Genomic DNA, 23,031 nt, shown 5'->3' with positions numbered 1-23,031 from the left:
CATCGCCGCGCCTCAGGCAATCGGGCTTTGAAAATGAGCGGCTTTGCCCTTCGCGATTTCTTGCGTGAAATCCCTTGAACAACGATTTCACTTTGTAAATGGTGGATCAAATTTGTTGGAGGCACCGATGCGCGACACAATCACCGAACCCGCCCGCGAAATCCCCGTCGTTCATCACACCGATGTTCTTGTGGTTGGATCCGGGCCTGGTGGCCTTGCTGCGGCACTAGCGGCGGCGCGCTGCGGCGTTGAGGTCACCCTGTTGGAACGCTTCGGCTGTTTTGGCGGCAATATCACCGCAGTTGGTGTCGAGGGGTTTGCCTGGTATCGCCACGAACAGACCGTCGAGGCCGGCGGTATCGGCTGGGAGTTCGAGGAACGCGCCAAGGCGATGGACGCCGCCGTTCCAGAAAGCCAATCCCTGTCATATGAACTGGACGCCGAAGGCTTCAAACTCGTGGCGGACCGGCTGGTCGAAGAAGCAGGCATCCACCCCATGCTGCACCGCATGTTCGTGGCCCCCATTCGTGAGGGAGACAAGATCACCGGCGTGATCGTCGAATCCAAGGCCGGGCGCGAGGCGATCCTCGCCAAACGCGTGATCGATGCAAGCGGCGATGCAGATATCGCTCACATGATGGGCGCCCCCACCCTCAAGACACCGGTCGAGGAGATGCAGGCTGCCAGCGTCATGTTCCACATCGCGGGCGTCGACAAGCAGAAGTTCATGGACGGGGTGAAGGCCGATCCGCAAACCTACAAGGACTGGTCAACGGGCGAGTGGGAGGTGGAAACCTCCGGAAAGGAGGACGACATGTTCTCTCCCTTCCTGGCCAAACCCTTTGCCCAGGCCCTACGCGACGGGGTGATCCCGGCGCATCTCAACACCATTGGCGGCACCTGGGGCGCGGTGCATGACAGCGGCGAGATGACCTATATGAATCTGGTGCACCTGGCGGGCTGCGACGGCACCGACCCTGACAGCATGACACGCTTTGAAATCGAAGGACGCAAGCAGGCGATGCATGCGATCAACGCGCTCAAGGCCTATACGCCGGGCTGCGAGGGGGCACGATTGCGCAATTTCGGAATGACGATCGGCATACGCGACACCCGCAAGATCGACGCCCATCACAACATCACCGAGGACGAGACCCGAAACCAGGGCAGGTTTGAGGATACAATCGGCATCTACCCCGAATTCATAGACGGCTACGGCATCCTGATTCTGCCGACCACCGGGCGCTACATGCAGATCCCGTACCGAGCGATGCTGCCCAAGGGCGTCGAGAACCTGCTGGTTACGGGCCGGGCTATAGGTGGCGACAAGGTCGCTCATGCCGCAACCCGCAACATGGCCTGCTGCGCCGTTGCCGGTCAGGGTGCGGGCGTTGCCGCAGCCCTGTCGATCAAATCGGGCAGCCCGCTCGCCAGCGTGGACATCATCGCCGTACAGGCCGAATTGAAGCGCCAGGGCGTTCGGATCCACTAGCCAAAGGCGCCCATCCCACTGGCATGTTCGCAAACCTGCCCATTGGCGGTTGCATGCACCCGCAGCATCGGCAATGACTAAAGAGGTCAGCGAACAGGTCATTCAGGGGCGCTTTGAAAATGGCACTTCCAGCCAAGAAGCAGTTTCAGTACTGGGGCGTTGCCGCGGTCGTTTTTGCAATCGTGCTCTGGGCGCTGGGCGATGTGCTGTTGCCCTTTGTGCTGGGCGCGGCGATCGCCTATCTGATCGACCCCATTGCCGACAAACTGGAAGACTGGGGCCTCAGCCGTACAGCCGCCACCGCTGTCATCACCGTGGGCGCGATGCTGACTTTCATGCTTGTGCTGCTCGTCGTGGTGCCGACACTGCTCTATCAGCTGAGCGATCTGATCCGTGTTCTGCCCGAGGCGTTCCGCGATCTGCGCAGCTTTGCCCAAACACATTTTCCATCCATCTTTACCGAAGGCAGCCGCGCGCAACAGACCATCGCATCAATCGCGGGCACGCTGCAGGGCAAGGGAATCGAGCTGTTTGAATCCCTCGTTGGATCAGCTGTTTCTGTCGTCAATATCCTGGTTCTCTTCGTGATCGTACCGGTGGTGGCCGTCTATCTTTTGCTCGACTGGGACCGTATGATTGAGCGCATCGACGCGCTTTTGCCGCGGGATCATGCCCCGGTCATCCGCAGGCTCGCCGGAGAGATCGACAATGTTCTGGCCTCCTTCATTCGCGGCATGGGCACGGTTTGTCTGATCCTTGGCGTCTACTACGCGGTGGCGCTGATGGTCGTGGGGCTGAATTTTGGACTGGCTGTGGGTTTCATCGCCGGTCTTGTCACATTCATCCCCTACCTGGGGGCACTGATCGGTGGTGCCCTTGCCATCGGGCTGGCCCTGTTCCAGTTCTGGGGAGAGTGGTGGTCGATCGCATTGGTTGCGGGTATCTTCGCCGTCGGCCAGGTGATCGAAGGCAACTACCTGACACCGAAGCTCGTTGGCGGATCTGTGGGTTTGCACCCGGTCTGGCTCCTGCTGGCGCTGTCGGTTTTTGGCGCTCTCTTTGGCTTTGTCGGCATGCTGGTCGCTGTCCCAGTGGCGGCCGCCCTTGGCGTGGTTGCACGTTTCCTGACAGAGCAGTATCTGGACAGCCGTCTCTACCAGGGACTGAGCCACCGGGATTCGCAGAAATAACATGGCGCAACAGCTGAGTTTCGATCTGCCCGCCAAGACCGCGCTGGGCCGCGATGATTTCTTTGTCGCACCATCCAATGCGATGGCAGTCGCCCTCTTGGACCCCGGCTTTGCCTGGCCCAGCGGGAAGCTGGTGCTGACCGGCCCTGCCGGATCGGGCAAGACGCACCTGGCGCATGTCTGGGCCACGGCCTCTGGCGCGCGCATCGTGCAGGCCTGTGACCTGAGTGAGGCCATGGTGCCAGATCTGGCAAGCGGCCCCGTTGTGGTCGAGGATGTGCCCCTGATCGCCAAGGATGCCTTTGCGCAAGAGGCCCTGTTTCACCTGCACAATCTGGTGCTGGCCAATGGCTTTGCCCTGATGATGACCGGGCGCGCCGCACCGAATCTTTGGGGGCTGACCCTGCCGGACCTTCAAAGTCGCGTTCAGGCCGCCACCCACGCCGAGCTGCAGGCGCCGGACGATGCTTTGTTGGCCGTGGTCTTGGCGAAACTCTTCAATGACCGCCAGATCACACCCAAACCCGATGTAATCCCTTATCTTGTGGCGCATATGGACCGCTCATTTGCCGCCGCCGCCCGCATCGTCGAGCAGCTGGACAGGCTGTCGCTGGCCGAAAAGCGCACTCTGTCGCGCCCTCTTGCCGTGCGGCTGATGTCCGAAGATCCCCTGCTCAACCATCTGGAAACCAATGCAGGTCCGGACTGTTGACCCAAGGCCTGCCGTCCCTCATCCTGACCACACGCCGCAATACGGAGCGCCCATGACCGTACTTGAGACCGAGAAGCCGGCCGCCGCCGACTGGGGTCCCTTTGGCCGACCTCTGTTCGACTCGCCTGATGCCCGCGCCCTGTCCCGCGTCGGCGTCGTGGATGTCGGGTCCAACTCTGTCCGGCTTGTGGTGTTTGACGGCGCGGCCCGCAGCCCCGCCTATTTCTATAACGAAAAGATCATGTGCGCCCTTGGCGCAGGCTTGTCTGAGACGGGCCGCCTGAATCCTGAAGGGCGCGCCCGTGCCCTGGCCGCCCTACGCCGGTTCCAGTGCCTCGCCGAAGGGATGGACCTGCCCCCCCTGACCGTGGTGGCAACAGCGGCTGTGCGCGACGCCGAAGACGGGCCTGCTTTCTGCGACGACGTCCTGCGCGAAACCGGTCTCAAGATCTGGGTGATTGACGGGCGCGAAGAAGCGCGGCTGTCGGCGCAAGGGGTGCTTCTGGGCTGGCCGGGCTCCTACGGTCTGGTCTGCGACATTGGCGGCTCTTCGATGGAGCTGGCCGAGATTCACGGCGGCGAGGTGGGCAAACGTGTGAGTTCGTCGCTCGGCCCGCTGAAATTGCGCGACATCAAGGGCGGCAGGCGCGGACGCAAGGCGCATATCGCCGCCGTCATGGACGAACTGCACGCCGAAATGGGCAGGCAGAACGACCGCCTGTTTCTGGTCGGGGGGAGCTGGCGCGCCATAGCCCGCATCGATATGGCGCGGCGTGGCTATCCGCTGAAGGTTCTGCACGAATACCGCATGAGCGCCAAGGACGTGCGCGCGACGCTGAAATACATAGACAAACGCGACATTGAGGAGCTGCGCGCCGAAACCGGTATTTCTGCGGCACGGATTTCGCTGGTGCCCTATGCAATCGACGTGCTCAACAGGCTGGTCAAGACGTTCAAACCCAAGGATATCGCCATCTCCAGCTACGGGATCCGCGAAGGCCTGCTCTATGAACAGATGCCACAACGCCTGCGCGAACGCGACCCGCTGATCGAGGCCAGCCGCTTTGCCGAGGCCAAGGATGCCCGCATCCCCGGTTTTGGCAAGACGCTGTATGATTTTGTGATCCCATTATTCAATAACGGGCCGCACACAAAAAAACGCCTCATCAAGGCGGCCTGCCTGCTGCATGATGTCAGCTGGCGCGCGCATCCCGATTATCGCGCCGAGGTTTGTTTCGACAATGCCACCCGTGCGAACCTTGGCGGGCTGAAACATTCCGAGCGCGTCTTTCTGGGGCTTGCCCTGCTGCACCGTTACCGCAATAAGCGCCAGGGCACCGCTTTCGAGTATCTCTATGACCTCCTTGATGAAAAGGATCAGAAAGAGGCAGAGATTCTGGGCAAGGCCATGCGTTTTGGCGCCATGCTAATGGTGAGCGATACTGACAGTATCGGCACACTGCGCTGGCAACCGCGCAAGAAGCACCTCACGTTGGAACTGCCCCGCGCTGCGGAGCCGTTGTTCGGAGAAGTCGCCGAGGCCCGTCTGCGATCTCTCTGCGACACGCTGGAGGCCGAATGCACGGTCAAGGTGATCGGCTAAGACCGCCCGAGCCTAGAGATCCGTCACGCCCGGCTTTGGTTCAGAATCTTCCGGCGTTTCCGGGGCCGGGTCGGGTTTCCTGCGAATGATGATATCGCCATTGGGCAGGATTTCCGGCATCTCATAGCGGCTCCAGTCCTCGACCTCGGCGGCGATCTCGGCCAAGGCAGGGCCCATCTGGGCAAGGAACTCGCGCATCGACGGGCCAACCTCACTGGCAAAGGTTTCGGCAAACTCCTGCAGATCCTCCAGCGCGGGGCCCATTTCCTTGCGCAGCCCTTCCCAGAACATCTCGGCGCCTTTTTCCATCAGCCCCTTGCCGCCGCCTTCTGCCTCTTCGGCCGAAAGGGGCGCGGCAAGGAAGGTCAGGCAAAGGGCGGTTATGCATGCAATCTGTTTCATGGGTCCAATATAGGCAGGATGCGTGGCGGTTTTAAGTCAGATCGAGATCGAGGCTGACGGGAAAATGGTCCGACGCCATCAGGAGCGCCTCGCGCAGCACCTCGTCGGCATAGCAGGCCGCATCCTCGAAGGGGTGCCAGATCCGCCAACGGGGGGCGCGGCGCTCCAGCCCCTTCGAGATCATCACATAGTCCAGGCAGGCCCTGAAGTATCGCTTCTTTTCCTCGTCATAGAACCGCGCCGTGCTGGGCGGGCTGCCAGGGCGCGGCTGGCTCAGGATCTGCGCATGCGGATCACGAAGGTCATGCCCCATGATGATCTCGACCGAGGACTGACCAAAAAGACGTTCATATTCATCAAGGCCGGGACCGTCGTTCAAATCTCCCAGCAGGATCACATCCTCGCCAACCGTCATGTGATCACTGATACGGCGTCGCAGCCAGATCGCCTGCGCCAGCTGGGTGCGGCGGTTCTGAATCGCCCGCTGAATGATCGCATCATGTCCCTCGACCCCGTAGGGCGCCTTGGATTTCAGATGCGCACCGATGATCCGAAGGGGCGTTCCGCCCCTGGTCACCACTTTCAATTCAAGCGGCGGCTTTGAGAAGCGCACCTGTTCGGGCACCGTGTCGATATCGAGATCAAGCTCGAACCGGCCATCAAATCGCGGCGCTTCGGGGCTGGTTCGGGGGTCATGCTCGGCACTGAGGACGGACGGATCATACATCAGGGCAATCTCCTGATGCGTGTCGGTGGCAAAGCCGCTGACCACCTCGCTGGTGCGCAGACCCGCCTCCGCGGCAAAGGCGCCAAGCGCGCGCACGGTTCGCTGACGCCGCCCCGTGTTGGGTGCCTCGATGACCATCACCGCATCCGCATCAAGTGTCTGAAACACATGCGCCAGCGAAACCCCCTGGGTGTAGCGGTCCACGCCGTGCCGCCCCGAGGGCTTGTTGTCCAGCATTAGCCGGTCATCCTTGTCAAACAGGTGGGAAAACCACTCGATGTTATAGGTGACCAGCCGCATGGGCCCCACATCCATTGATCTCGTCCCAGGCCCGGTTGATATCGATCATCCGCTTTTCGGCAAGGCGCACCGCCTCTTCGGGCACGCCGCGTGCCATCATGGCATCGGGGTGGGTTTCCCGCACCAGGCGCCGCCAGTGCTTGCGTATTTCCTCCAGCGGCATATCCGGAGCAACCCCCAAGACCGCGTAAGGGTCTTTCGGCGCGTCCGTTACAAAACGGGCGCGCAGAGCCGTGAACTGCTGAGAGGTTTGGCCGAAAATGCGGCTGACCTCTTCGAGAAACTCATTCTCGCCGGGATGATAGAACCCATCGGCCATGGCGATATGAAAGAGGCCTTCCATCAGGTCGCACAGTGTCGCCGGATCGTTTGAAAACATGCGTTGAATGCGGGCGGCATAGTCCTGGTAGCCTGCCACATCGGTCCGCGCCATGTTGAAGACCCGCGCGGCGCCCGCTTCATCCGCGCGTGCAATCTGGAAGACCTCGCGAAAGGCGGCGACCTCGTCCCGCGTCACCTGCCCATCTGCCTTGGCCATCTTGGCGCCAAGGGCGATCACCGCGATGGCAAAACCCACGGTGCGCTCGGGCGGTGCCCTGAGTTTGTCAAAGACATGCGCAAGGCTTTCCCCCTTGGCAAGCGCGCCCAGCGCTTCGGATATGCGGCTCCACAACGACATGCGGTAACCTTACTGACCTTTTGCGCCCCTGTCAGGGCCGCAGCACGCAAATGCCCGGAATTTTCTCAGCGCAGCACGCGGGTGCCATGGGGCGTGTCGAATTCGGCCTCCATCGCGGCAGGCCCGGTTTCGAACACCAGGCGCCCGTCCTTGAGCGGCAACAGCTCTTCCAGGTCTGCCGCATCCGGATGAGTGATCACGAGGCGGCGCAGCGCGCAGCCTTGCTGCTCAAGCCGGGGTGCGGGATGATCGCTGTGCCATTCGATGAGGGCGGGAAAGACATTATCAAAGGGCAGCTTGCCATCCGCAGGCACTGCCATGTCCCAGACCAGATCGCCGCGCGTCAGCGACACGGGTGTCCCGGCGCCATCGGGGAGCCGGTCCAGCAGCGCAGGCAGACCGGTTGCGCGGCAGATCCAGTTCGTCAGGCGCGGCGTGCCGGAGAAACTGTCCAGATCGAACCAGCGCGGGCTGCGTTCCGGCGTTGCGGCTGGGTCTATGGCGATGGCCTCAAGATACAGGCCATCCGCCAGCCCCAGAAGGCGATTGTGAGTGCCAAAGACCTGATGCTGCCCGCCCGCCTGCAAAGGAACGCCAAGGGCCGTCTCCACGTATTCGGTGGCCTCTTCCAGCGTTTCACCCGCAACGGCGATGTGATCCAGTTCCATCATTCGCGGTCCCTCCTTTTGCTTTTGGCGCACATTAGCGGGAAATCCAGGGCTCACAACGTTAAAGCCACTCCATAATATGGCATTTCGAAAACAGGAAACCCGGCGCCAAGATGGCGCCGGGCAGACCGAGTGGCGATTGCCGAGCCAATCAGCTGCGGGCGTCGCGGATGAGGTTCAGGATGTCCTGTGCCGCCTCGGGGATGTTGGTGCCGGGGCCAAAGATCGCCTTGACGCCATTGTCATAGAGGAACTGGTAATCCTGCTGCGGAATAACGCCGCCGCAGATTACGATGATATCCTCGGCGCCCTGATCCTTCAGCGCCTGCACCAGCTGCGGCGCCAAGGTCTTGTGACCGGCTGCCTGGCTTGAAATCCCGACCACGTGCACATCGTTGTCGATGGCATCCTGCGCGGCCTCATCCGGGGTTTGGAACAGGGGGCCGACGTCCACGTCAAAACCGATGTCAGCAAACGCGGTGGCAATCACCTTTGCACCGCGGTCGTGACCGTCCTGCCCCATCTTCACCACCAGAAGACGCGGACGGCGACCCTCTTCGGCGGCGAAATCCTCGATCGATTTCTGGATCGCGGCAAAGCCTTCATCCCCCTCATAGGCGGCGCCATAGACGCCCGCCAGGGTTTTCACCTCTGCCGAGTGACGGCCGAATTCCTTTTCCATCGCCATGCTGATCTCTCCTACCGAGGCCCGGGCACGGGCGGCTTCGACGGCGGCGGCCAGAAGGTTGCCGCCTTCCCTGGCCACACGGGTCACTTCATCAAGGGCTGCCGTGCAGGCGGCATCGTCCCGTTCTGCGCGGATTTTCTCAAGCCGCGCAATCTGGCTCTCGCGGACCTTGACGTTGTCCACATCCAGAATATCGATGGGGTCTTCCTTGTCTTTGCGGTACTTGTTGACGCCGACGATCACCTCTTCGCCGCGATCGATCATCGCCTGACGACGGGCGGCGCTCTCCTCAATGCGCAGCTTGGGCATCCCGGAAGCGACGGCCTTGGTCATACCGCCCATCTCCTCGACCTCTTCCATCAGGGCCCAGGCTTTCTCGATCAGCTCGTTGGTCAGGCTTTCGACGTAGTAAGAGCCTGCGAGCGGATCGACCACATTCGTGACGCCGGTTTCCTCCTGCAGGACCAGCTGAGTGTTACGCGCAATGCGCGCCGAAAAATCGGTCGGCAGGGCAATCGCCTCGTCCAGCGCGTTTGTGTGCAGGGACTGCGTGCCGCCCAGAACCGCCGACATGGCTTCATAGGCTGTACGGATGACGTTGTTGTAGGGGTCCTGCTCCTGCAGGGACACGCCCGAGGTCTGGCAGTGGGTACGCAGCATCTTGGAGCGGTCATTCTTGGCGTCAAAGTCAGTCATCACCCGGTGCCAGAGCGTGCGCGCCGCGCGCAGCTTGGCGATCTCCATGAAGAAGTTCATGCCGATGGCAAAGAAGAAGGACAGTCGGCCCGCGAACTTGTCCACATCCATGCCCGCATCGATGGCGGCGCGCACATATTCGCGGCCATCCGCCAGCGTGTAGGCCAGCTCCTGCACGAGGTTCGCGCCAGCCTCCTGCATGTGGTAGCCCGAGATCGAGATGGAGTTGAATTTCGGCATCTCGTTCGAGGTGTATTCGATGATGTCCGAGATGATCCGCATAGACGGTTCAGGCGGATAGATATAGGTGTTGCGCACCATGAACTCTTTCAGAATGTCGTTCTGAATGGTGCCCGCCAGCAGGCTCTTGTCGTGGCCCTGTTCTTCTCCCGCAACGATGAAGTTGGCCAGGATCGGGATCACCGCGCCGTTCATGGTCATCGAGACCGACACCTTGTCGAGCGGAATACCGTCAAAGAGGATTTTCATGTCCTCGACGCTGTCGATGGCCACACCGGCCTTGCCCACATCACCCACAACGCGCGGATGGTCGCTGTCATAGCCACGGTGCGTCGCCAGATCGAAGGCGACCGAAACGCCCTGCTGACCGGCAGCGAGGTTGCGGCGATAAAAGGCGTTGGATTCTTCAGCCGTGGAAAACCCCGCGTACTGACGGATCGTCCAGGGGCGGCCCGCATACATGGTGGCCTTAACGCCCCGGGTGAAGGGGCCAAAGCCGGGCATGCCGCCCATATGGGGCAGCTCCTTGGTGTCGTCTTCGGTGTAAAGCGGCTTGACCTCGATACCTTCGAGCGTCTGCCAGGTCAGATCTTCAAGCGGGCGTCCGCGCAGCTCTTTTTCAGCCAGAGCCCGCCAATCGTCTGTCTTCGTCATGGGGTCTTCCTCTCGTCAAGTCGTTCTGGAGCGGGTTATCTCCCGCTGCCTGTTTGTCTGGGTCATTCATAAGCCGGATCTGAGACAGCCCATCGGCACCTGCCGCCAGCCACATCAGATCATCCGCATAGCGTTCGCGCAAAGCTGCGGTTTGCACCTCGTCAAAGGGGCGCCAGCGCCCTTCGCCGTCCGGCAGGGCGCGAGCCGCCGAAGTGGACATCATCGCACGCAGTTCTTCCAGCCGGGGCGAGGCGGCATGGCGCATCCGAGCGTTCTCACGGGGTCCCGCAAGGCCCGTCAACAGCTCCAACTGAACCTCTGGCCGTCCGCCAAAGGTTTCAAACGGCAAGACACGGATCTCGACATCGGGCATCGAGCAGGCGATATCCGTCAGTACATCGCGCCAGCTGCGTGGGCTACCCGCCAGGCGGTCAAGCAGACCCGTGGTCGGCACAGGATGCCCCCGTGCCACGGCATAGGTCAGGGCCGAGGTCCAGTAACTCTCAAGGCTGCGCAGGTTCACAGCCAGCACCGACACCGCCCCGTCAAAGGCTTCGTGAAACCGGGCAAGGCGTTCGCCGATCCCATCATACAATCCGGCCAGCCGGATGTTTTCACGCAGGCTGCCAATCATGTTCTCGTCGCTGATCACAAGCTGCTGCACACCCGCTGCACGGCTTTGGTCCAGACGCATCCGGAGCCGCCCCTTTGCACGTTTGGCCGCCTTGGCCTGAGGGGTCGCAGAGGGTGTCGGCAGGATACCGTGAAACAGCCCATGTCGGGTTCGATCCGGCCCCCAGACCTCCAATCCCTGTTCGGCCAGCGCAGGGGCATTGAACCGCAAATAATCCTGAAACGAGGTGGTGGCGCACCGATGGGCGCCGAGATGAACAATCACTTGCATCGCTTTTCCTGTCCTTTGGACGGGGCCCGCTTTTGCGGACGATCAGTAGGAGACGGCATCATCATGCGGCATCCCCCCTCTCAAAGCGGTTAATGCGAGTTGAATTTTTTTCCCTCGTGCGGCAATCCCCCATCGCATTCACGGGCGGGCGACATATATTACCGGCAACAGGAGAGACCATGAAACCAATCCTAGCCCTTGTTCTTGCAGCCTTTCTACCGGTGTTGGCGCTGGCGGATGATACTACGGCAACAGACGCGCCGGTGCTTGTCCTGCCGGAGTATGACGGTGCGCTCGACGCCTTTCTCTGGCACAAACGGCCGGTTGTCGTCTTTGCGGACAGTCCCGAGGACCCGCGGTTCCAGGACCAGATGCAGCGACTTGAAAAGGGGGCCGCAGATCTCTTGGACCGGGATGTGGTCGTGCTGACCGACACCGATCCTTCAAAACGGTCCGAACTGCGCAAGGCGCTGCGCCCGCGCGGCTTTATGCTGGTACTGGTGGGCAAGGACGGTGGGGTCAAGCTTCGCAAACCGCACCCCTGGAGCGTGCGCGAGCTTAATCGCACGATCGACAAATTCCCGTCCCGCCTGCGCGAAGTGGAAGAGCGGCGCGGCAGCTGAGGCCCTAGCCGCTGCCACGCACGTAAATCAGAGCCCCGGCCTGACGGTCCACCACGATCATCGCATCCCCGTCGGGGTCGAAAATCAGCCGCGACTGGGGGTTCATGATGGCCTGGTAGTAGATCCCTTTGACCAGTTCGCTCATGCAGTTGGCCCCGGCAAGGCCCGAATTCAGAACGCTGATTCCCTGCGGCAGATCGCGGGACATGATATCCTCGGTCAGCATGTTCGGAGTCTTGCCGCCCACGTCGAAGGCTACAGGCTTGCCTTCTGACAGCATCTTCATACCCGTCGACACCGAGCGTGCTTTGGACACCAAAGAACTGATACGCGGGCTTTCCGTATGGAAAACCGCGGCCGTACAACTTGAGGAGGATTCGAAGAAATAGGTATCGCCCAGTTGCACCCAGGGCGAAACATGCGCCCGCACCTCTTCTTCCTTGTCCAGCGCGCAGCCCGCCAGGTAAACGAGACTGGCGATGAGACCTAAAGTGAACCGCTGCATTCGTCGCCTCCAGAACCCCTTGATACCTTTCGAACCCGGGGCAACTGCACCGACGGGCCGCGATGCGGTCAGCATGCAGCCCAGTGGCGCGGATCACCCGCTGGAACAGCTTGGCACCGAGATCTGAAGAATTGGTGCATTTCGGCGTTTTGCCAAAAAACAAAGGACCACGGGCAGCCCGGCCGACAGGGCGAGCCCTGTCTCGTTCAAAACCGGGAGCAGCGCGCGCCCGTGAATGGACTGCCCGATGGCACACCTTATTCGAACTCCATTATCACATCGTCAACCGCAAGGCTGTCGCCAGCACTGGCATTGATCTTGGAGACGACGCCCTTGCGTTCGGCGCGCAGGATGTTCTCCATCTTCATCGCCTCAACGGTGCAAAGGGCCTGACCTTCCTGCACTTCCTGACCGACTTCGACATCGACCTTCACGATCAGGCCGGGCATCGGGCAAAGCAGCAGCTTCGAGGTGTCCGGCGGCAGTTTTTCCGGCATCTTGCGGGCCAGTTCGGCCTGACGGGGCGTGCGCACGTGCACCTTCAGATCGGCGCCACGGCTGCGAATGCGGAAACCGCCCGAGATCTTGCCCACCTTCAGAACCAGCATGTCGCCATCCGTGGAGATGCGCGCCAGCTGATCGCCCGGTGTCCAGTCAGATGTCACCCGGATTGGGTCGCCATCGGCAAAACGCACGGTAGAACCGTCATGATCCGCATCGATGACCACATCAAAGGACTGGCCTTGCAGGGTCACGACCCAATCGGTGCCGACTTTGCGTTCATGGTTGTCCATGCGGCCCGACACGCGGGTGCGGCGGATCTCGGCGACCCGGTGCATGGCTGCGGTGGCTGCCGCGATACGGCGCAGCTCGGCCTCGGGCAGTTCAACCCCCTCAAAGCCGTCGGGATATTCCTCGGCAATAAAGGCGGTGGTCATGTCGCCGCTGACGAATTTGGGATGGTCCATCACCGCCGACAGGAACGGCAGGTTGTGACCGATGCCCTCGACCTCGAACCCGTCCAGCGCATCGCGCATGGCGGCAATCGCCGCATCGCGGGTGGGTGCCCAGGTGCAGAGCTTGGCGATCATCGGGTCGTAGTACATCGAGATCTCGCCGCCCTCGTAGACGCCGGTATCATTGCGCACCGCAACCGCGCCTTCAGGCGCATCGCCCTGCCATTTGCCGTTCTCCAGCAGCGGACCAGAGGCCTGCTCTGCCGGGGGGCGATAGCGGGTCAGACGGCCGATGGACGGCAGGAAGCCCCGATAGGGATCTTCAGCGTAAAGACGGTTTTCAATCGCCCAGCCAGTGAGTTTCACGTCGTCCTGGGTGATGCTCAGCGGCTCACCACCGGCAACGCGGATCATCTGCTCCACCAGGTCAACGCCAGTGATCAGCTCGGTCACCGGGTGTTCCACCTGCAGGCGGGTGTTCATTTCCAGGAAATAGAAGTTCTTGTCGCCATCGACAATGAACTCCACCGTACCGGCAGAGGCATAGCCCACCGCCTTGGCCAGGGCGACGGCCTGCTCACCCATCGCCTTGCGGGTGGCCTCATCAAGAAACGGCGACGGCGCCTCTTCGACCACTTTCTGGTTCCGCCGCTGGATCGAGCATTCCCGCTCACCCAGATAAATGCCGTTGCCGTGGGTGTCGCAGAGGACCTGAATTTCGATGTGGCGGGGCTGGGTCACGAATTTCTCGATGAAGATCCGGTCATCGCCGAACGAGCTTGCTGCTTCGTTCTTGGAAGACTGGAAGCCTTCGCGGGCTTCTTCGTCGTTCCATGCAATCCGCATGCCCTTGCCGCCGCCGCCGGCGGAGGCCTTGATCATCACGGGATAGCCGATGTCATTGGAGATCTTCACCGCCTCGTCGGCGTCTTCGATGAGGCCCATGTAGCCGGGCACGGTGCTGACGTTGGCCTCCTGTGCGATCTTCTTGGAGGTGATCTTGTCACCCATGCTTTCGATGGCACCGACAGGGGGGCCGACAAAGGCCACGCCCTCGGCAGCCAGCGCCTCAGCGAACTTGGCGTTTTCCGACAGGAAACCATACCCGGGATGCACCGCCTGAGCGCCACTTTGACGGATCGCGTCCATCACCTTGTCGATCACGATATAGGACTGGTTGGCAGGCGGCGGGCCGATGTGCACGGCCTCGTCCGCCATCTGGACATGCAGCGCCTGCTTGTCCGCATCGGAATAGATGGCAACGGTCTTGATGCCCATCTTGCGCGCGGTCTTGATGACACGGCAGGCGATCTCGCCCCGGTTGGCGATCAGGATCTTTTCAAACATTGGCAGTCCCTTGTGCTCTTGTGGGCCCCGGTGTTTCATGGGGCCGGAATGCAAGATGCCGCCCCCGGAACATATCCGGGCACGGCATCTGAATGGTGGGTGAACCGGCCACGGAAGGCCGGAATGTCAGGGCAAGGAAAGCGGAAGTGCTATCAGCACTTGCCTGGGTTTTCCTTGCAGTAAATGAGGTTTGCAGCGGTGCCGACAGCCGCGCCGGTGACAGGGTTGCCGTCCAGAAGGAGCGAGCCGAGCGCCCCTGCGCTGGCACCATATACGACCTGTTCGCCGGTTGTCTGCCCACAGGCAGCGAGCCCGCCGCAAAGTGCGAGGGCCAGTGCGATTTGTTTGGCCTGCATTGCCAATTTCCTTTTCTGCTCAGGTGTTCTTGGCAAGAAGAAATGGCCGGAACACGGTCCCCCGACAATACGGCAGCATCATCGCAGGCAGATATGGCGACAAACCGCCGGAATTCTCCCAATGCCGGGCGGGGTTCTGCCCATGCGCGCCCAGCGACACGCGGCCGCGAAAAAACGGGCAGGCCGCGGATGGGGACGCGGGCCTGCCCTTCCAAGTCGAGGGACTGGAACAGATGCGTAGCGGCACAGGAGCCCCATGCCGCCATCAGAGGTTGGCAGGTTTCGACGAGGCGTGAAAGCCCGGCATCCCCTGCCCCGCTGCGCTGCGCAGTTTCCCGCTGAAATGGCTTCTGCTTGTGCAAATTCGTGCCGACGCTCGCCCGACCCCCGGGACCGGCGGGGCTGCGCAGCAAAGCGTTATAAGGCCGACCGCCGCGCATCAGTATCCCTCGCCCTCAAAGGCTTCGGGAAAGGACTGGCGCGCCAGATCAACATCAATGACCAGCAGGGCCTCATAGTCGGCGGGATCGAAGTCCTCGTCCACAGCGACCACTTCGCGCCCGAACAGCCAGCTCAGGCGTCCGGCATCCAGATTGCCACGCTCGAAGGGCTGGTCGCCAAAGTGCTCCCACAGGGCCTTCATGAAGGCCGCATCGGCGCGCCGGTCCGGTGCACGGCGGTCCCGGTAGCGTTCGCGCCGGGTGATCGGCGTGACCCCTTTGGGATTTGGACGACGGATTATGAATTGGAAATCGGTACCCGGAAGACGGCCCGGAAAGCCACGGTGTTTCAACATGACGATGCCCCCGATCCGGCACCGCGCACGGCGTCGGGGGCCGGCCACAGGGCCGGACCCCTGTCGGTGTTACTTGTATTTGCCGTTGTAAGTCGGCTCGACCGAAATGGGTTCGGGCTCGACGACGACAAATTCTTCTTCTTTGCTGCCGCAGGCTGCGACGGCCGCCAGCAAGCTTGCCAGCGTGAAAAGCTTGATGCTCTTGGACATTTCTGTCTCCTGATTTTTGCCTTGAAACCATGGCCAGAGTGCATCTGGACATGGCTCGACCTCAATGAACGGGCGGCTTTGTCGCCACCCGTCGCAATCATAGCCGGCAAACCAGGGGTTTCACATCGAAAAGACAGCGCCTGCGCCCAATGTGGCGGCAAAGCCGCAAGCTGAGAGGCCCGCTGACCCGGTGCCCCAAGATTTTGTGGCACCATCAGAAACCCTCCCAGATGCAGGTTTCATCTGACGGGCGATAAACCTCGAAAAACTGCGTGGCCGATGCGTCCTGCGCGCCAAAAGGAACGGCGCGGTCAGCAAAGGATATGACAATGCGCTCTGGTGCGATGGACTGAGCCTCGATGTACGGCAAGGCAAGATCCTTGCACAGGTGATCCATATCCTGTGCGGCCTGATCGTGGGTGATGGCGCCGCCGTTGCGGGCGATCTGCGGCGCAACAAAGCGCAACCGCAGCCAAGGCGCGCCTGGCTCGTGGTCCAGCAGGATTTCATTCAGTGTGACCGGCTGGCCAGAGGGAACGGAAACGCGCTTGACGGCACCATCTGCTGCGGCTGCCACCGCAGAAGAAAAGAGGCTCAGCAGAACCCCGCCTGCGAGTCCGGCATAACCGCAGCCCCGACCCCATGCACGATGGGCTCCTCCTGCCGGGGCTGCAGGCGCTGCGCACGCGGCGCGCGCTATCCTTATGCCGGTGACCCGGATCATGGAGCCGATTCGCCCTTCGTGTCAAATGCTGTTACAATTTTGTGCAGAATGATATTTCCGCGCGTCATTCCGTGGCGGCGCGAGAACACCGCACCCGCATAGGGGCATAGGGAGAATTGCGGACTCACCTTTTGGCGTATCTTACCGCACGAATTTTCACGAATTGACGGTTTCACAGCTTGACCTCATATCCCCGACGCGCATGACGCAACCAGCGGCTCCGGTTGGCTGGATCCGCAAGAACGTCACCGATCCGTCCAGCCAAAACTGCAGACACCTGCCCCAGAACGCGCCCGCCAGCCGTTACTCTGAGGCCTTCAGAGTTCCGCGCCACCCGCACCACCGGCGAGAATCCCCGCACGTTCTGAAGCGCCCGCCAGACATCCTGTCGGATCTGATGCGCCAGCCGCAGCGGATCTGCCAGGGGCAGTTCCGTGACAGCCGCCACATCAAAGCGGGGCGGAGACTGACGGCACAGCGTCAAAGCCCCCTCCTCGCGCAGGATATGCCAAGAGTTGCCGGTCATTCAGCTACCAGTCTTGAGGGAACCGCTATTTCAGTCGGCGACTGCCAGATAATAGCGATCACCAACGCAAATAGGGACAAGTAGCCGATAGAACAAAGTACCCAGAATGGCACAACTAACTTTCTGCTTACACTCAAGGCATAGTGCTCAGTGTATGCAGCTGGGTCTTTTGCCAATGACAAAATCCATTTCGCATAGTCACTGCCTTTGACCGACTCTTTTCCGTCCCTTCGGTACAGCTCCATCGCGTAGGTGGACTGGATCGTCACGGCCATCATCCACGCCAGAACGGTTGCGATAAAAAGCGTGACGACACCACCAGTGGCAAGAACCTTGATCCAAGTAGTATCAACGTTCGCTAGGTACCTCAGCTGAACCAAGATTATCCCCAGCGGCACAGAGGAAATGCCAATAGAAGCTTTGGATTGATCCGAGACCTCGGACATAGCCTCCAAATAGTTGGTATCGTCACGTTCCATTGTTCAAAGTCACAGCGGGATATTGTCGTGCTTTTTCCACGGGGCCTGGAGCTTCTTGTTGCGGAGACTGGCAAAGGCCCGCGCGACGCGGCGTCGGGTGGACTTGGGCTGGATCACCTCATCGATAAAGCCGCGCTCTGCCGCAACGAAGGGATTGGCGAACCGGTCCTCGTAGTCGGCCGTGTGGGCGGCAATCTTCTCAGCATCGCCCAGGTCCGCGCGATGGATGATCTCGGTTGCGCCCTTGGCGCCCATCACCGCGATTTCGGCCGTGGGCCAGGCATAGTTGAAGTCGGAGCCCAGATGCTTGGAGGCCATCACAACATAGGCACCGCCATAGGCTTTGCGCGTGATCACCGTAACAGTGGGAACCGTGGTCTCGGCGTAGGCATAAAGCAGCTTGGCGCCATGTTTGATCACACCGCGATATTCCTGTGTGGTCCCCGGCAGGAAGCCCGGCACGTCAACCAGGGTGAGGATCGGAATATCGAAACAGTCGCAGAAACGTACGAACCGCGCCGCCTTGCGGCTGCTGTCGATATCAAGGCAGCCAGCCAGAACCATCGGCTGGTTTGCCACGACACCCACGGTCTGCCCTTCGAGGCGAATGAAGCCGGTGATGATGTTCTTGGCGAACTCTTCCTGGATCTCGTAAAAGTCGCCCTCATCCGCAACTTTGACGATGAGTTCCTTCATGTCGTACGGCGTGTTGGGGTTTTCGGGGATCAGCGTATCAAGGCTATCCTCGATGCGCGCCGGGTCATCAAAGAACGGGCGCACCGGCGGCTTTTCGCGGTTGTTCATCGGCAGGAAGTCCACCAGACGGCGCACCTCGGCCAGGGCCTCGACATCGTTTTCAAAGGCCGCGTCAGCAACGCTGGATTTCTTGGTGTGGGTGCCCGCACCGCCCAGTTCTTCGGCCGAGACCTGCTCATTCGTCACGGTCTTCACAACGTCCGGCCCGGTGACGAACATGTAGGAGCTGTCCTTCACCATGAAGATGAAGTCCGTCATGGCCGGGGAATAAACCGCGCCGCCCGCACAGGGGCCCATGATGACCGAGATCTGCGGCACGACGCCCGAGGCCATCACATTGCGCTTGAAGACCTCACCGTAGCCCGCAAGGCTGTCGACGCCCTCTTGAATGCGCGCCCCGCCGGAGTCGTTGATCCCGATCACTGGCGCGCCGTTCTGAACGGCCATATCCATGATCTTGCAGATCTTCTGCGCATGGGTCGCCGACACGGATCCACCAAGGACAGTGAAGTCCTGACTGAAGACATAGACCTGACGGCCGTTGATAGTGCCCCAGCCCGTCACAACACCGTCGCCTGCCGGCTTTTGCTGCTGCATGCCGAAATCGGTGCAGCGATGCGAGACGAACATGTCGAACTCTTCAAAGCTGCCTTCGTCCAGCAGCAGATCAATCCGTTCGCGCGCCGTCAGCTTGCCGCGGCCGTGTTGCGCATCGATCCGCTTTTGCCCACCGCCCAGCCGCGCGGCATCGCGGCGCTCTTCCAGCTCGGAAAGGATATCTTTCATGGCACAGGTCCCCTATAGATTTACGCCGGACTGTAACCTGCGCGCCGCAAGGACCAAAGCCCTTTGTCGCAAATTTGCAAAGCCTTTGCATAGGCGATCTGCAAGTTTGAATAATTCGCAAAACTCGAATGAATTCCAGCGGCGAACCCGGCACCTTTAACGAACCGGCTGCGCCCCTGCACCCCGGCACCAGGAACAGCGCCCTCTGTTCGCTGGTGGCGCATGCCGCCTGGCAGCTCACCAAGCAAGAGCACGCCCCCCCATGAGACAAAGCGGGAATGCCGCTTTTTTTTCAGAAAGCCGGCGCAGATGACAAGCTGGTGCGCCCATGTCGCCGCCGGAGCAAGACGGCGACCTGTGGCTCTGGCACCGAAGGCGCACCGCACCGACAGCCTGCACATGACCTGTGGAATTGCGCCGATGGACAAGCCGATGCTGCTGCATTAGATCCTTGCCATGACAATTAAAACCGGCGGGTCCCGCTCCCCTGTTTCACCACCGCACATTGGCACGCTGATCCTTTTGGCGGGTATTTCCGCTCTGGCCATGAACGTGTTCCTGCCGTCACTTCCGGGTATGGCTGCCTATTATGAGGTCGATTATCGCCTCATGCAGTTGTCCGTGGCTCTGTACCTCGGGGTGAATGCCGTGGTGCAGATCCTCGTCGGGCCAATCTCCGACAAGATGGGGCGCAGACCTGTCATCCTGACCAGCATCGTCCTGTTTCTGCTGGCGACACTGGGCTGTATCTTCGCACCGACTGCGGGTGTCTTTCTGTTCTTCCGCATGGCACAGGCGGCCATTGCCGCAACCATGGTACTAAGCCGCGCTGCGGTGCGGGATATCTACGACACCGACAAGGCCGCCAGCATGATCGGCTATGTCACCATGGGGATGGCCGTGGTGCCCATGATCAGCCCCGCCATTGGCGGCGTCCTAGAGCAGGCCTTTGGCTGGCAGGCGAATTTCTGGCTCTTGCTTGCGCTCGGTCTTGCGATCTACGCGCTGACCTATTTCGATTTCGGGGAGACCGCCCAGAAAAGCGGCAAGACCCTTGTCGCTCAGTTCCGCGAGTACCCCGAGCTGTTCCGCTCGCCGCGGTTCTGGGGGTATTCACTGGCCTCCGGCCTCGCCTCTGGGGCCTTCTTTGCCTACCTCGGCGGCGCCCCCTTTGTTGGAACACAGGTCTACAATCTGGATCCAGCGGTTCTGGGCATCTGCTTTTCAGCCCCTGCGGTGGGGTACTTCCTTGGGAACTTCGTATCGGGTCGCTACTCAACCGCACTTGGCGTGAACCGGATGGTTTTGTGGGGATGTATCGTGAATGGCACCGGTGTGGCCGTCTCAATGGTCATCGCGCTCGCCGGGATGGACAGCCTTTACACCTTCTTTGGTTTCATGACCTTTGTCGGCCTCGGAAATGGCATGGCGATCCCGAATGCAACCGCCGGCGCCATATCCGTGCGCCCGCACCTGGCCGGTTCGGCCTCGGGCCTGAGCGGCGCCATCATGATCGGTGGCGGCGCCGGGCTGAGCGCCATGGCAGGCTGGGTGCTGGTGCCCGGCGCGACAGCCGTGCCGCTGCTGGCGATCATGCTCGTGACCGCCCTCTTGGGTCTTGCCGCCATCATCATGGTCATCAAGCGAGAGAAAAGTCTCGGGCTATGACGCGGGCGGCAGCGACCTTGCCCAAAGGAATTTGCATTTATACAATAGGCGCACTCCGTTTTTGCAAAGGCACTTCCAATGGCCACCCAGAAACTCTATGCCGGCGCCAAGCTGCGCGAGATGCGCACCCGGCTTGACCTGACTCAAAAGGCCTTCGCCGCCAAGCTGGGCGTTTCGCTGCCCTATCTCAACCAGATGGAAAACAACAACCGGCCGGTATCAACGACCGTTGTTCTGGCGCTGGCGCAAGAGTTCGGTATGGACGTCACCGAGCTGAGCGCCGGAGACAGCGAACGCCTGGTCAGCGACATGCGAGAGGCCATGGCTGATCCGGTCTTTGCGGACGAACCGCCGCCGCTCGCGGATCTGCGCCTCACCGCCTCCAATGCCCCGGCCCTGGCGCGGGCTTTTCTAACGCTGCACCGCGCCTATCGGCAGACCCACGAACGGCTTGCCTCGCTGGACGAGGCGCTGGGGCGCGAGGACGCCCGCATTCAGGCCAGCCCCTGGGAAGAGGTGCGCGACTTCTTTCACTACTGCGACAATTACATCGATGCAGTGGACCGCGCCGCAGAACGATTTGCCGGAGAGGCGGATGTGCGCACGGCGGCCCTTTCCGCGCTGGAGACCGCCGGGATCACCGTTCAAATGGCCGACATGACTGGCCTGCGCGGATATGATGCCGCGAGCAAGACGCTGCGCCTATCCAACAGAACGGCGCCGTCGACGCAGGTGTTTCAACTCCTCTTGCAGGTTGCACTGCTGGCGCAGGACGATCTTTTGGAGGCCACACTCGATTTTGCGCGCTTTCAGACCCATGAAGCCCGCGCCATCGCCAAGATTGGCCTTGCCAACTACTTTGCGGGCGCAGCGCTGATGCCCTATGGGCGATTTCTGTCCGCCGCACAGGACTGCCGCCACGATCTGGAGCTGCTCGCGACACGCTTCGGCGCCTCCATCGAGCAGGTGGCGCATCGCCTCTCGACCCTGCAGCGGCCCGGCGCCAAGGGCATTCCGTTCTTCTTTGTGCGCGTGGATCAGGCAGGAACCATCACCAAGCGCCATTCGGCCACGCGCCTGCAATTTGCCCGCTTTGGCGGAGCCTGCCCCTTGTGGAACGTGCACCGCGCATTTGAAACACCGGGCCGTTTCCTGCGGCAGCTTGCGGAAACGCCCGACGGGGTCCGCTACATCTCATTGGCGCGCGATGTGTCGAAACCGGGCGGCTCTTTCGGATCGCCTGTACGCCGCTATGCCATTGCCCTTGGCTGCGAGGTGCGTCACGCTGATGCGCTGGTCTATGCCGACAGTCTGGATGTGACAAATGCCTCGGCCTACGAGCCGATCGGCATTTCCTGTCGCATCTGCGAGCGCAAGGACTGCCACCAGCGATCCGTCCCGCCCCTGGAGCGGCGCCTCAGCATCGATGCCAATGCACGCGGCGTGCTGCCCTACGAGGTCAGCTGATCTCAAGCACGTTGCGTTTCATCGGAAACGGAGGGTTCGAAACGCCCGTTCAAGCCTACGGCGAGAGACGGGGTGTTTTGAATCCAGTTCAACAAAACGGGTTCCAAAAAAAGGGGCCCGCACTGCGGACCCCAATCACCATTTACGCAAAATCGAAAGATCAGGCCTTGGCCAGAATGCCCCAGATCTCATCCTTCAGGGCCGCGCGCTTCTTGCGCATTTCGACCTCTGCCAGCTCCTCGACCGGCTCCACATTGGTTTCGGCGCGGTGCACGGCGCGATTGATCTCGTGATACTCATCCGCCAGCCTGGCGAAATGGGCATCGGATTGCTTCAAAGCGCTGATCGCAGCCACTTTGTCGGGGAATTCCTCGGCGAGTTCGTGCGGTGTGTTGGACATCTGTTCGCTCCTTCTGTTCATCTGTCTTGTGGACATTAGGACAGCCCGAAACGCCTCACTTTGACCCGGATCAAGTTGCCTGCCGAAAGGCACTTTTTTCAAAGACGCACGATTGCGCCGCCCGGTTGTCAGCTGTCCTCACCACTGCGCCTGAGCAGATCAGGCAAACCGGAGACATCCACCGATCTGATGCGACGCCCTCCAGTCCGCGGCCGTTCAGCTGAACCTTGACGCTGCCGTCCTTGACCGGCACGGACTGGGCCCCGTCGGCATCTGCCTTGGCACGGGCCAGCCGCCGTCATTTCCGTATTCGCCGCCACTCTCCAGCCCGCCCGCGTAGGCCGCAACCACACCCCGGCCCGGATCGGGCGGCACAAGCCCAGTAATCCTGCCAGGGAATATCCGTTCATCCTGTTCCCTGTCCCAAGCGAGGAAACTGCCCGCAGCATATCTGCCGGAGGTGATGAAGCCATAGTT

Annotated in this window: 23 protein-coding genes; 7 read left to right on the top strand and 16 right to left on the bottom strand. The window is 61.2% G+C overall.

Features of this window, described 5'->3' with window-relative positions:
- The first annotated feature begins 127 nt into the window (after positions 1–127).
- From AADA15_RS04540 to AADA15_RS04525, 4 genes are all read left to right on the top strand, one after another.
- Positions 128–1,492 carry an FAD-dependent oxidoreductase gene (locus tag AADA15_RS04540; protein WP_341640357.1) on the top strand — a complete coding sequence of 455 codons (1,365 nt, stop codon included), beginning with the start codon at positions 128–130 and terminating at the stop codon, positions 1,490–1,492.
- A 119-nt stretch (positions 1,493–1,611) separates the two neighbouring features.
- A complete protein-coding gene (locus AADA15_RS04535) occupies positions 1,612–2,682 on the top strand; it encodes an AI-2E family transporter (protein WP_341640356.1) in 1,071 nt (356 codons plus the stop codon).
- 1 nt (position 2,683) lies between these two features.
- A complete protein-coding gene (locus tag AADA15_RS04530; protein ID WP_341640355.1) occupies positions 2,684–3,394 on the top strand; it encodes an HdaA/DnaA family protein in 711 nt (236 codons plus the stop codon).
- Positions 3,395–3,446: 52 nt separating this feature from the next.
- A complete protein-coding gene (locus AADA15_RS04525) occupies positions 3,447–4,997 on the top strand; it encodes a Ppx/GppA family phosphatase (RefSeq protein ID WP_341640354.1) in 1,551 nt (516 codons plus the stop codon).
- Between the two features lie 12 nt (positions 4,998–5,009).
- On the opposite strand, the gene AADA15_RS04520 is transcribed toward AADA15_RS04525, so the two are convergent.
- The 6 genes from AADA15_RS04520 to AADA15_RS04495 form a co-directional block, all read right to left on the bottom strand.
- Positions 5,010–5,399, bottom strand: a complete 390-nt coding sequence (locus tag AADA15_RS04520) for a hypothetical protein (protein WP_341640353.1) — start codon at positions 5,397–5,399, stop codon at positions 5,010–5,012.
- Positions 5,400–5,430: 31 nt separating this feature from the next.
- A complete protein-coding gene (locus tag AADA15_RS04515) occupies positions 5,431–6,426 on the bottom strand; it encodes an endonuclease/exonuclease/phosphatase family protein (protein ID WP_341640352.1) in 996 nt (331 codons plus the stop codon).
- On the bottom strand, positions 6,407–7,105 hold the full coding sequence (locus tag AADA15_RS04510; RefSeq protein WP_341640351.1) for a TerB family tellurite resistance protein: 699 nt from the start codon (positions 7,103–7,105) through the stop codon (positions 6,407–6,409). Before AADA15_RS04510 ends, AADA15_RS04515 begins: the two co-directional genes overlap by 20 nt.
- A 65-nt stretch (positions 7,106–7,170) precedes the next feature.
- A complete protein-coding gene (locus AADA15_RS04505) occupies positions 7,171–7,773 on the bottom strand; it encodes a VOC family protein (RefSeq protein WP_341640576.1) in 603 nt (200 codons plus the stop codon).
- A 151-nt stretch (positions 7,774–7,924) separates the two neighbouring features.
- A complete protein-coding gene (gene scpA, locus AADA15_RS04500) occupies positions 7,925–10,051 on the bottom strand; it encodes a methylmalonyl-CoA mutase (protein ID WP_341640350.1) in 2,127 nt (708 codons plus the stop codon).
- Positions 10,017–10,955 (bottom strand): hypothetical protein, encoded by a 939-nt coding sequence (locus tag AADA15_RS04495; RefSeq protein ID WP_341640349.1) that lies wholly within the window; start codon positions 10,953–10,955, stop codon positions 10,017–10,019. Before AADA15_RS04495 ends, scpA begins: the two co-directional genes overlap by 35 nt.
- Positions 10,956–11,134: 179 nt before the next feature.
- Here AADA15_RS04495 and AADA15_RS04490 point away from each other — a divergent pair, with 179 nt between their 5' ends.
- Positions 11,135–11,578 (top strand): DUF4174 domain-containing protein, encoded by a 444-nt coding sequence (locus tag AADA15_RS04490; protein WP_341640348.1) that lies wholly within the window; start codon positions 11,135–11,137, stop codon positions 11,576–11,578.
- Positions 11,579–11,582: 4 nt separating this feature from the next.
- On the opposite strand, the gene AADA15_RS04485 is transcribed toward AADA15_RS04490, so the two are convergent.
- The 9 genes from AADA15_RS04485 to AADA15_RS04445 all read right to left on the bottom strand — a co-directional run bounded on the left by AADA15_RS04485 (position 11,583) and on the right by AADA15_RS04445 (position 19,019).
- Complete coding sequence (locus AADA15_RS04485; RefSeq protein ID WP_341640347.1) at positions 11,583–12,083, bottom strand: hypothetical protein; 501 nt, start codon at positions 12,081–12,083, stop codon at positions 11,583–11,585.
- Positions 12,084–12,340: 257 nt separating this feature from the next.
- Entirely contained in the window at positions 12,341–14,386 is a 2,046-nt protein-coding gene (locus AADA15_RS04480; protein WP_341640346.1) for an acetyl-CoA carboxylase biotin carboxylase subunit, read from the bottom strand.
- A gap of 152 nt (positions 14,387–14,538) precedes the next feature.
- Entirely contained in the window at positions 14,539–14,742 is a 204-nt protein-coding gene (locus AADA15_RS04475) for a hypothetical protein (protein ID WP_341640345.1), read from the bottom strand.
- Between the two features lie 439 nt (positions 14,743–15,181).
- Complete coding sequence (locus AADA15_RS04470; RefSeq protein WP_341640344.1) at positions 15,182–15,538, bottom strand: hypothetical protein; 357 nt, start codon at positions 15,536–15,538, stop codon at positions 15,182–15,184.
- A gap of 69 nt (positions 15,539–15,607) precedes the next feature.
- Positions 15,608–15,748 carry a hypothetical protein gene (locus tag AADA15_RS04465; RefSeq protein WP_341640343.1) on the bottom strand — a complete coding sequence of 47 codons (141 nt, stop codon included), beginning with the start codon at positions 15,746–15,748 and terminating at the stop codon, positions 15,608–15,610.
- Between the two features lie 214 nt (positions 15,749–15,962).
- Positions 15,963–16,325: a DUF6497 family protein gene (locus AADA15_RS04460; RefSeq protein ID WP_341640342.1), complete on the bottom strand. Its 363-nt coding sequence runs from the start codon at positions 16,323–16,325 to the stop codon at positions 15,963–15,965.
- A gap of 319 nt (positions 16,326–16,644) precedes the next feature.
- Positions 16,645–16,998 carry a hypothetical protein gene (locus AADA15_RS04455; protein WP_341640341.1) on the bottom strand — a complete coding sequence of 118 codons (354 nt, stop codon included), beginning with the start codon at positions 16,996–16,998 and terminating at the stop codon, positions 16,645–16,647.
- Positions 16,995–17,477, bottom strand: a complete 483-nt coding sequence (locus AADA15_RS04450) for a hypothetical protein (RefSeq protein WP_341640340.1) — start codon at positions 17,475–17,477, stop codon at positions 16,995–16,997. The genes AADA15_RS04455 and AADA15_RS04450 overlap by 4 nt, the downstream gene beginning before the upstream one ends.
- Positions 17,478–17,486: 9 nt before the next feature.
- The gene (locus AADA15_RS04445; protein ID WP_341640339.1) at positions 17,487–19,019 is read right to left on the bottom strand and encodes an acyl-CoA carboxylase subunit beta; all 1,533 of its coding nucleotides are present in this window, start codon (positions 19,017–19,019) and stop codon (positions 17,487–17,489) included.
- Positions 19,020–19,475: 456 nt separating this feature from the next.
- On the opposite strand from AADA15_RS04445, the gene AADA15_RS04440 reads away from it, so the two are divergent.
- Together AADA15_RS04440 and AADA15_RS04435 are read left to right on the top strand one after the other, a co-directional pair.
- Positions 19,476–20,687, top strand: coding sequence for a multidrug effflux MFS transporter (locus AADA15_RS04440; protein WP_341640338.1), 1,212 nt, complete (start codon positions 19,476–19,478; stop codon positions 20,685–20,687).
- Positions 20,688–20,765: 78 nt separating this feature from the next.
- Positions 20,766–22,154: a helix-turn-helix domain-containing protein gene (locus AADA15_RS04435; protein ID WP_341640337.1), complete on the top strand. Its 1,389-nt coding sequence runs from the start codon at positions 20,766–20,768 to the stop codon at positions 22,152–22,154.
- 160 nt (positions 22,155–22,314) lie between these two features.
- Here the strand turns inward: AADA15_RS04435 and AADA15_RS04430 are convergent, their stop codons facing one another.
- Positions 22,315–22,554, bottom strand: coding sequence for an HP1242/YdcH family protein (locus AADA15_RS04430; RefSeq protein ID WP_341640336.1), 240 nt, complete (start codon positions 22,552–22,554; stop codon positions 22,315–22,317).
- Between the last annotated feature and the right edge of the window lie 477 nt (positions 22,555–23,031).

The organism is Phycobacter sedimenti (assembly GCF_038148855.1).
In the GTDB taxonomy this organism is placed as follows: Bacteria; Pseudomonadota; Alphaproteobacteria; order Rhodobacterales; family Rhodobacteraceae; genus Phycobacter; species Phycobacter sedimenti.
The sequence above is the reverse complement of the archived record's forward strand: the minus strand, read 5'-3'. Positions and strand labels throughout refer to the sequence as shown.

Excerpts from the sequence above, each read along its gene's own strand:
- AADA15_RS04540 (WP_341640357.1), top strand. The coding sequence starts at position 128 with ATGCGCGACACAATCACCGAACCCGCCCGCGAAATCCCCGTCGTTCAT.
- AADA15_RS04535 (WP_341640356.1), top strand. The coding sequence starts at position 1,612 with ATGGCACTTCCAGCCAAGAAGCAGTTTCAGTACTGGGGCGTTGCCGCG.
- AADA15_RS04530 (WP_341640355.1), top strand. The coding sequence starts at position 2,684 with ATGGCGCAACAGCTGAGTTTCGATCTGCCCGCCAAGACCGCGCTGGGC.
- AADA15_RS04525 (WP_341640354.1), top strand. The coding sequence starts at position 3,447 with ATGACCGTACTTGAGACCGAGAAGCCGGCCGCCGCCGACTGGGGTCCC.
- AADA15_RS04520 (WP_341640353.1), bottom strand. The coding sequence starts at position 5,399 with ATGAAACAGATTGCATGCATAACCGCCCTTTGCCTGACCTTCCTTGCC.
- AADA15_RS04515 (WP_341640352.1), bottom strand. The coding sequence starts at position 6,426 with ATGCGGCTGGTCACCTATAACATCGAGTGGTTTTCCCACCTGTTTGAC.
- AADA15_RS04510 (WP_341640351.1), bottom strand. The coding sequence starts at position 7,105 with ATGTCGTTGTGGAGCCGCATATCCGAAGCGCTGGGCGCGCTTGCCAAG.
- AADA15_RS04505 (WP_341640576.1), bottom strand. The coding sequence starts at position 7,773 with ATGGAACTGGATCACATCGCCGTTGCGGGTGAAACGCTGGAAGAGGCC.
- scpA (WP_341640350.1), bottom strand. The coding sequence starts at position 10,051 with ATGACGAAGACAGACGATTGGCGGGCTCTGGCTGAAAAAGAGCTGCGC.
- AADA15_RS04495 (WP_341640349.1), bottom strand. The coding sequence starts at position 10,955 with ATGCAAGTGATTGTTCATCTCGGCGCCCATCGGTGCGCCACCACCTCG.
- AADA15_RS04490 (WP_341640348.1), top strand. The coding sequence starts at position 11,135 with ATGAAACCAATCCTAGCCCTTGTTCTTGCAGCCTTTCTACCGGTGTTG.
- AADA15_RS04485 (WP_341640347.1), bottom strand. The coding sequence starts at position 12,083 with ATGCAGCGGTTCACTTTAGGTCTCATCGCCAGTCTCGTTTACCTGGCG.
- AADA15_RS04480 (WP_341640346.1), bottom strand. The coding sequence starts at position 14,386 with ATGTTTGAAAAGATCCTGATCGCCAACCGGGGCGAGATCGCCTGCCGT.
- AADA15_RS04475 (WP_341640345.1), bottom strand. The coding sequence starts at position 14,742 with ATGCAGGCCAAACAAATCGCACTGGCCCTCGCACTTTGCGGCGGGCTC.
- AADA15_RS04470 (WP_341640344.1), bottom strand. The coding sequence starts at position 15,538 with ATGTTGAAACACCGTGGCTTTCCGGGCCGTCTTCCGGGTACCGATTTC.
- AADA15_RS04465 (WP_341640343.1), bottom strand. The coding sequence starts at position 15,748 with ATGTCCAAGAGCATCAAGCTTTTCACGCTGGCAAGCTTGCTGGCGGCC.
- AADA15_RS04455 (WP_341640341.1), bottom strand. The coding sequence starts at position 16,998 with ATGACCGGCAACTCTTGGCATATCCTGCGCGAGGAGGGGGCTTTGACG.
- AADA15_RS04450 (WP_341640340.1), bottom strand. The coding sequence starts at position 17,477 with ATGGAACGTGACGATACCAACTATTTGGAGGCTATGTCCGAGGTCTCG.
- AADA15_RS04445 (WP_341640339.1), bottom strand. The coding sequence starts at position 19,019 with ATGAAAGATATCCTTTCCGAGCTGGAAGAGCGCCGCGATGCCGCGCGG.
- AADA15_RS04440 (WP_341640338.1), top strand. The coding sequence starts at position 19,476 with ATGACAATTAAAACCGGCGGGTCCCGCTCCCCTGTTTCACCACCGCAC.
- AADA15_RS04435 (WP_341640337.1), top strand. The coding sequence starts at position 20,766 with ATGGCCACCCAGAAACTCTATGCCGGCGCCAAGCTGCGCGAGATGCGC.
- AADA15_RS04430 (WP_341640336.1), bottom strand. The coding sequence starts at position 22,554 with ATGTCCAACACACCGCACGAACTCGCCGAGGAATTCCCCGACAAAGTG.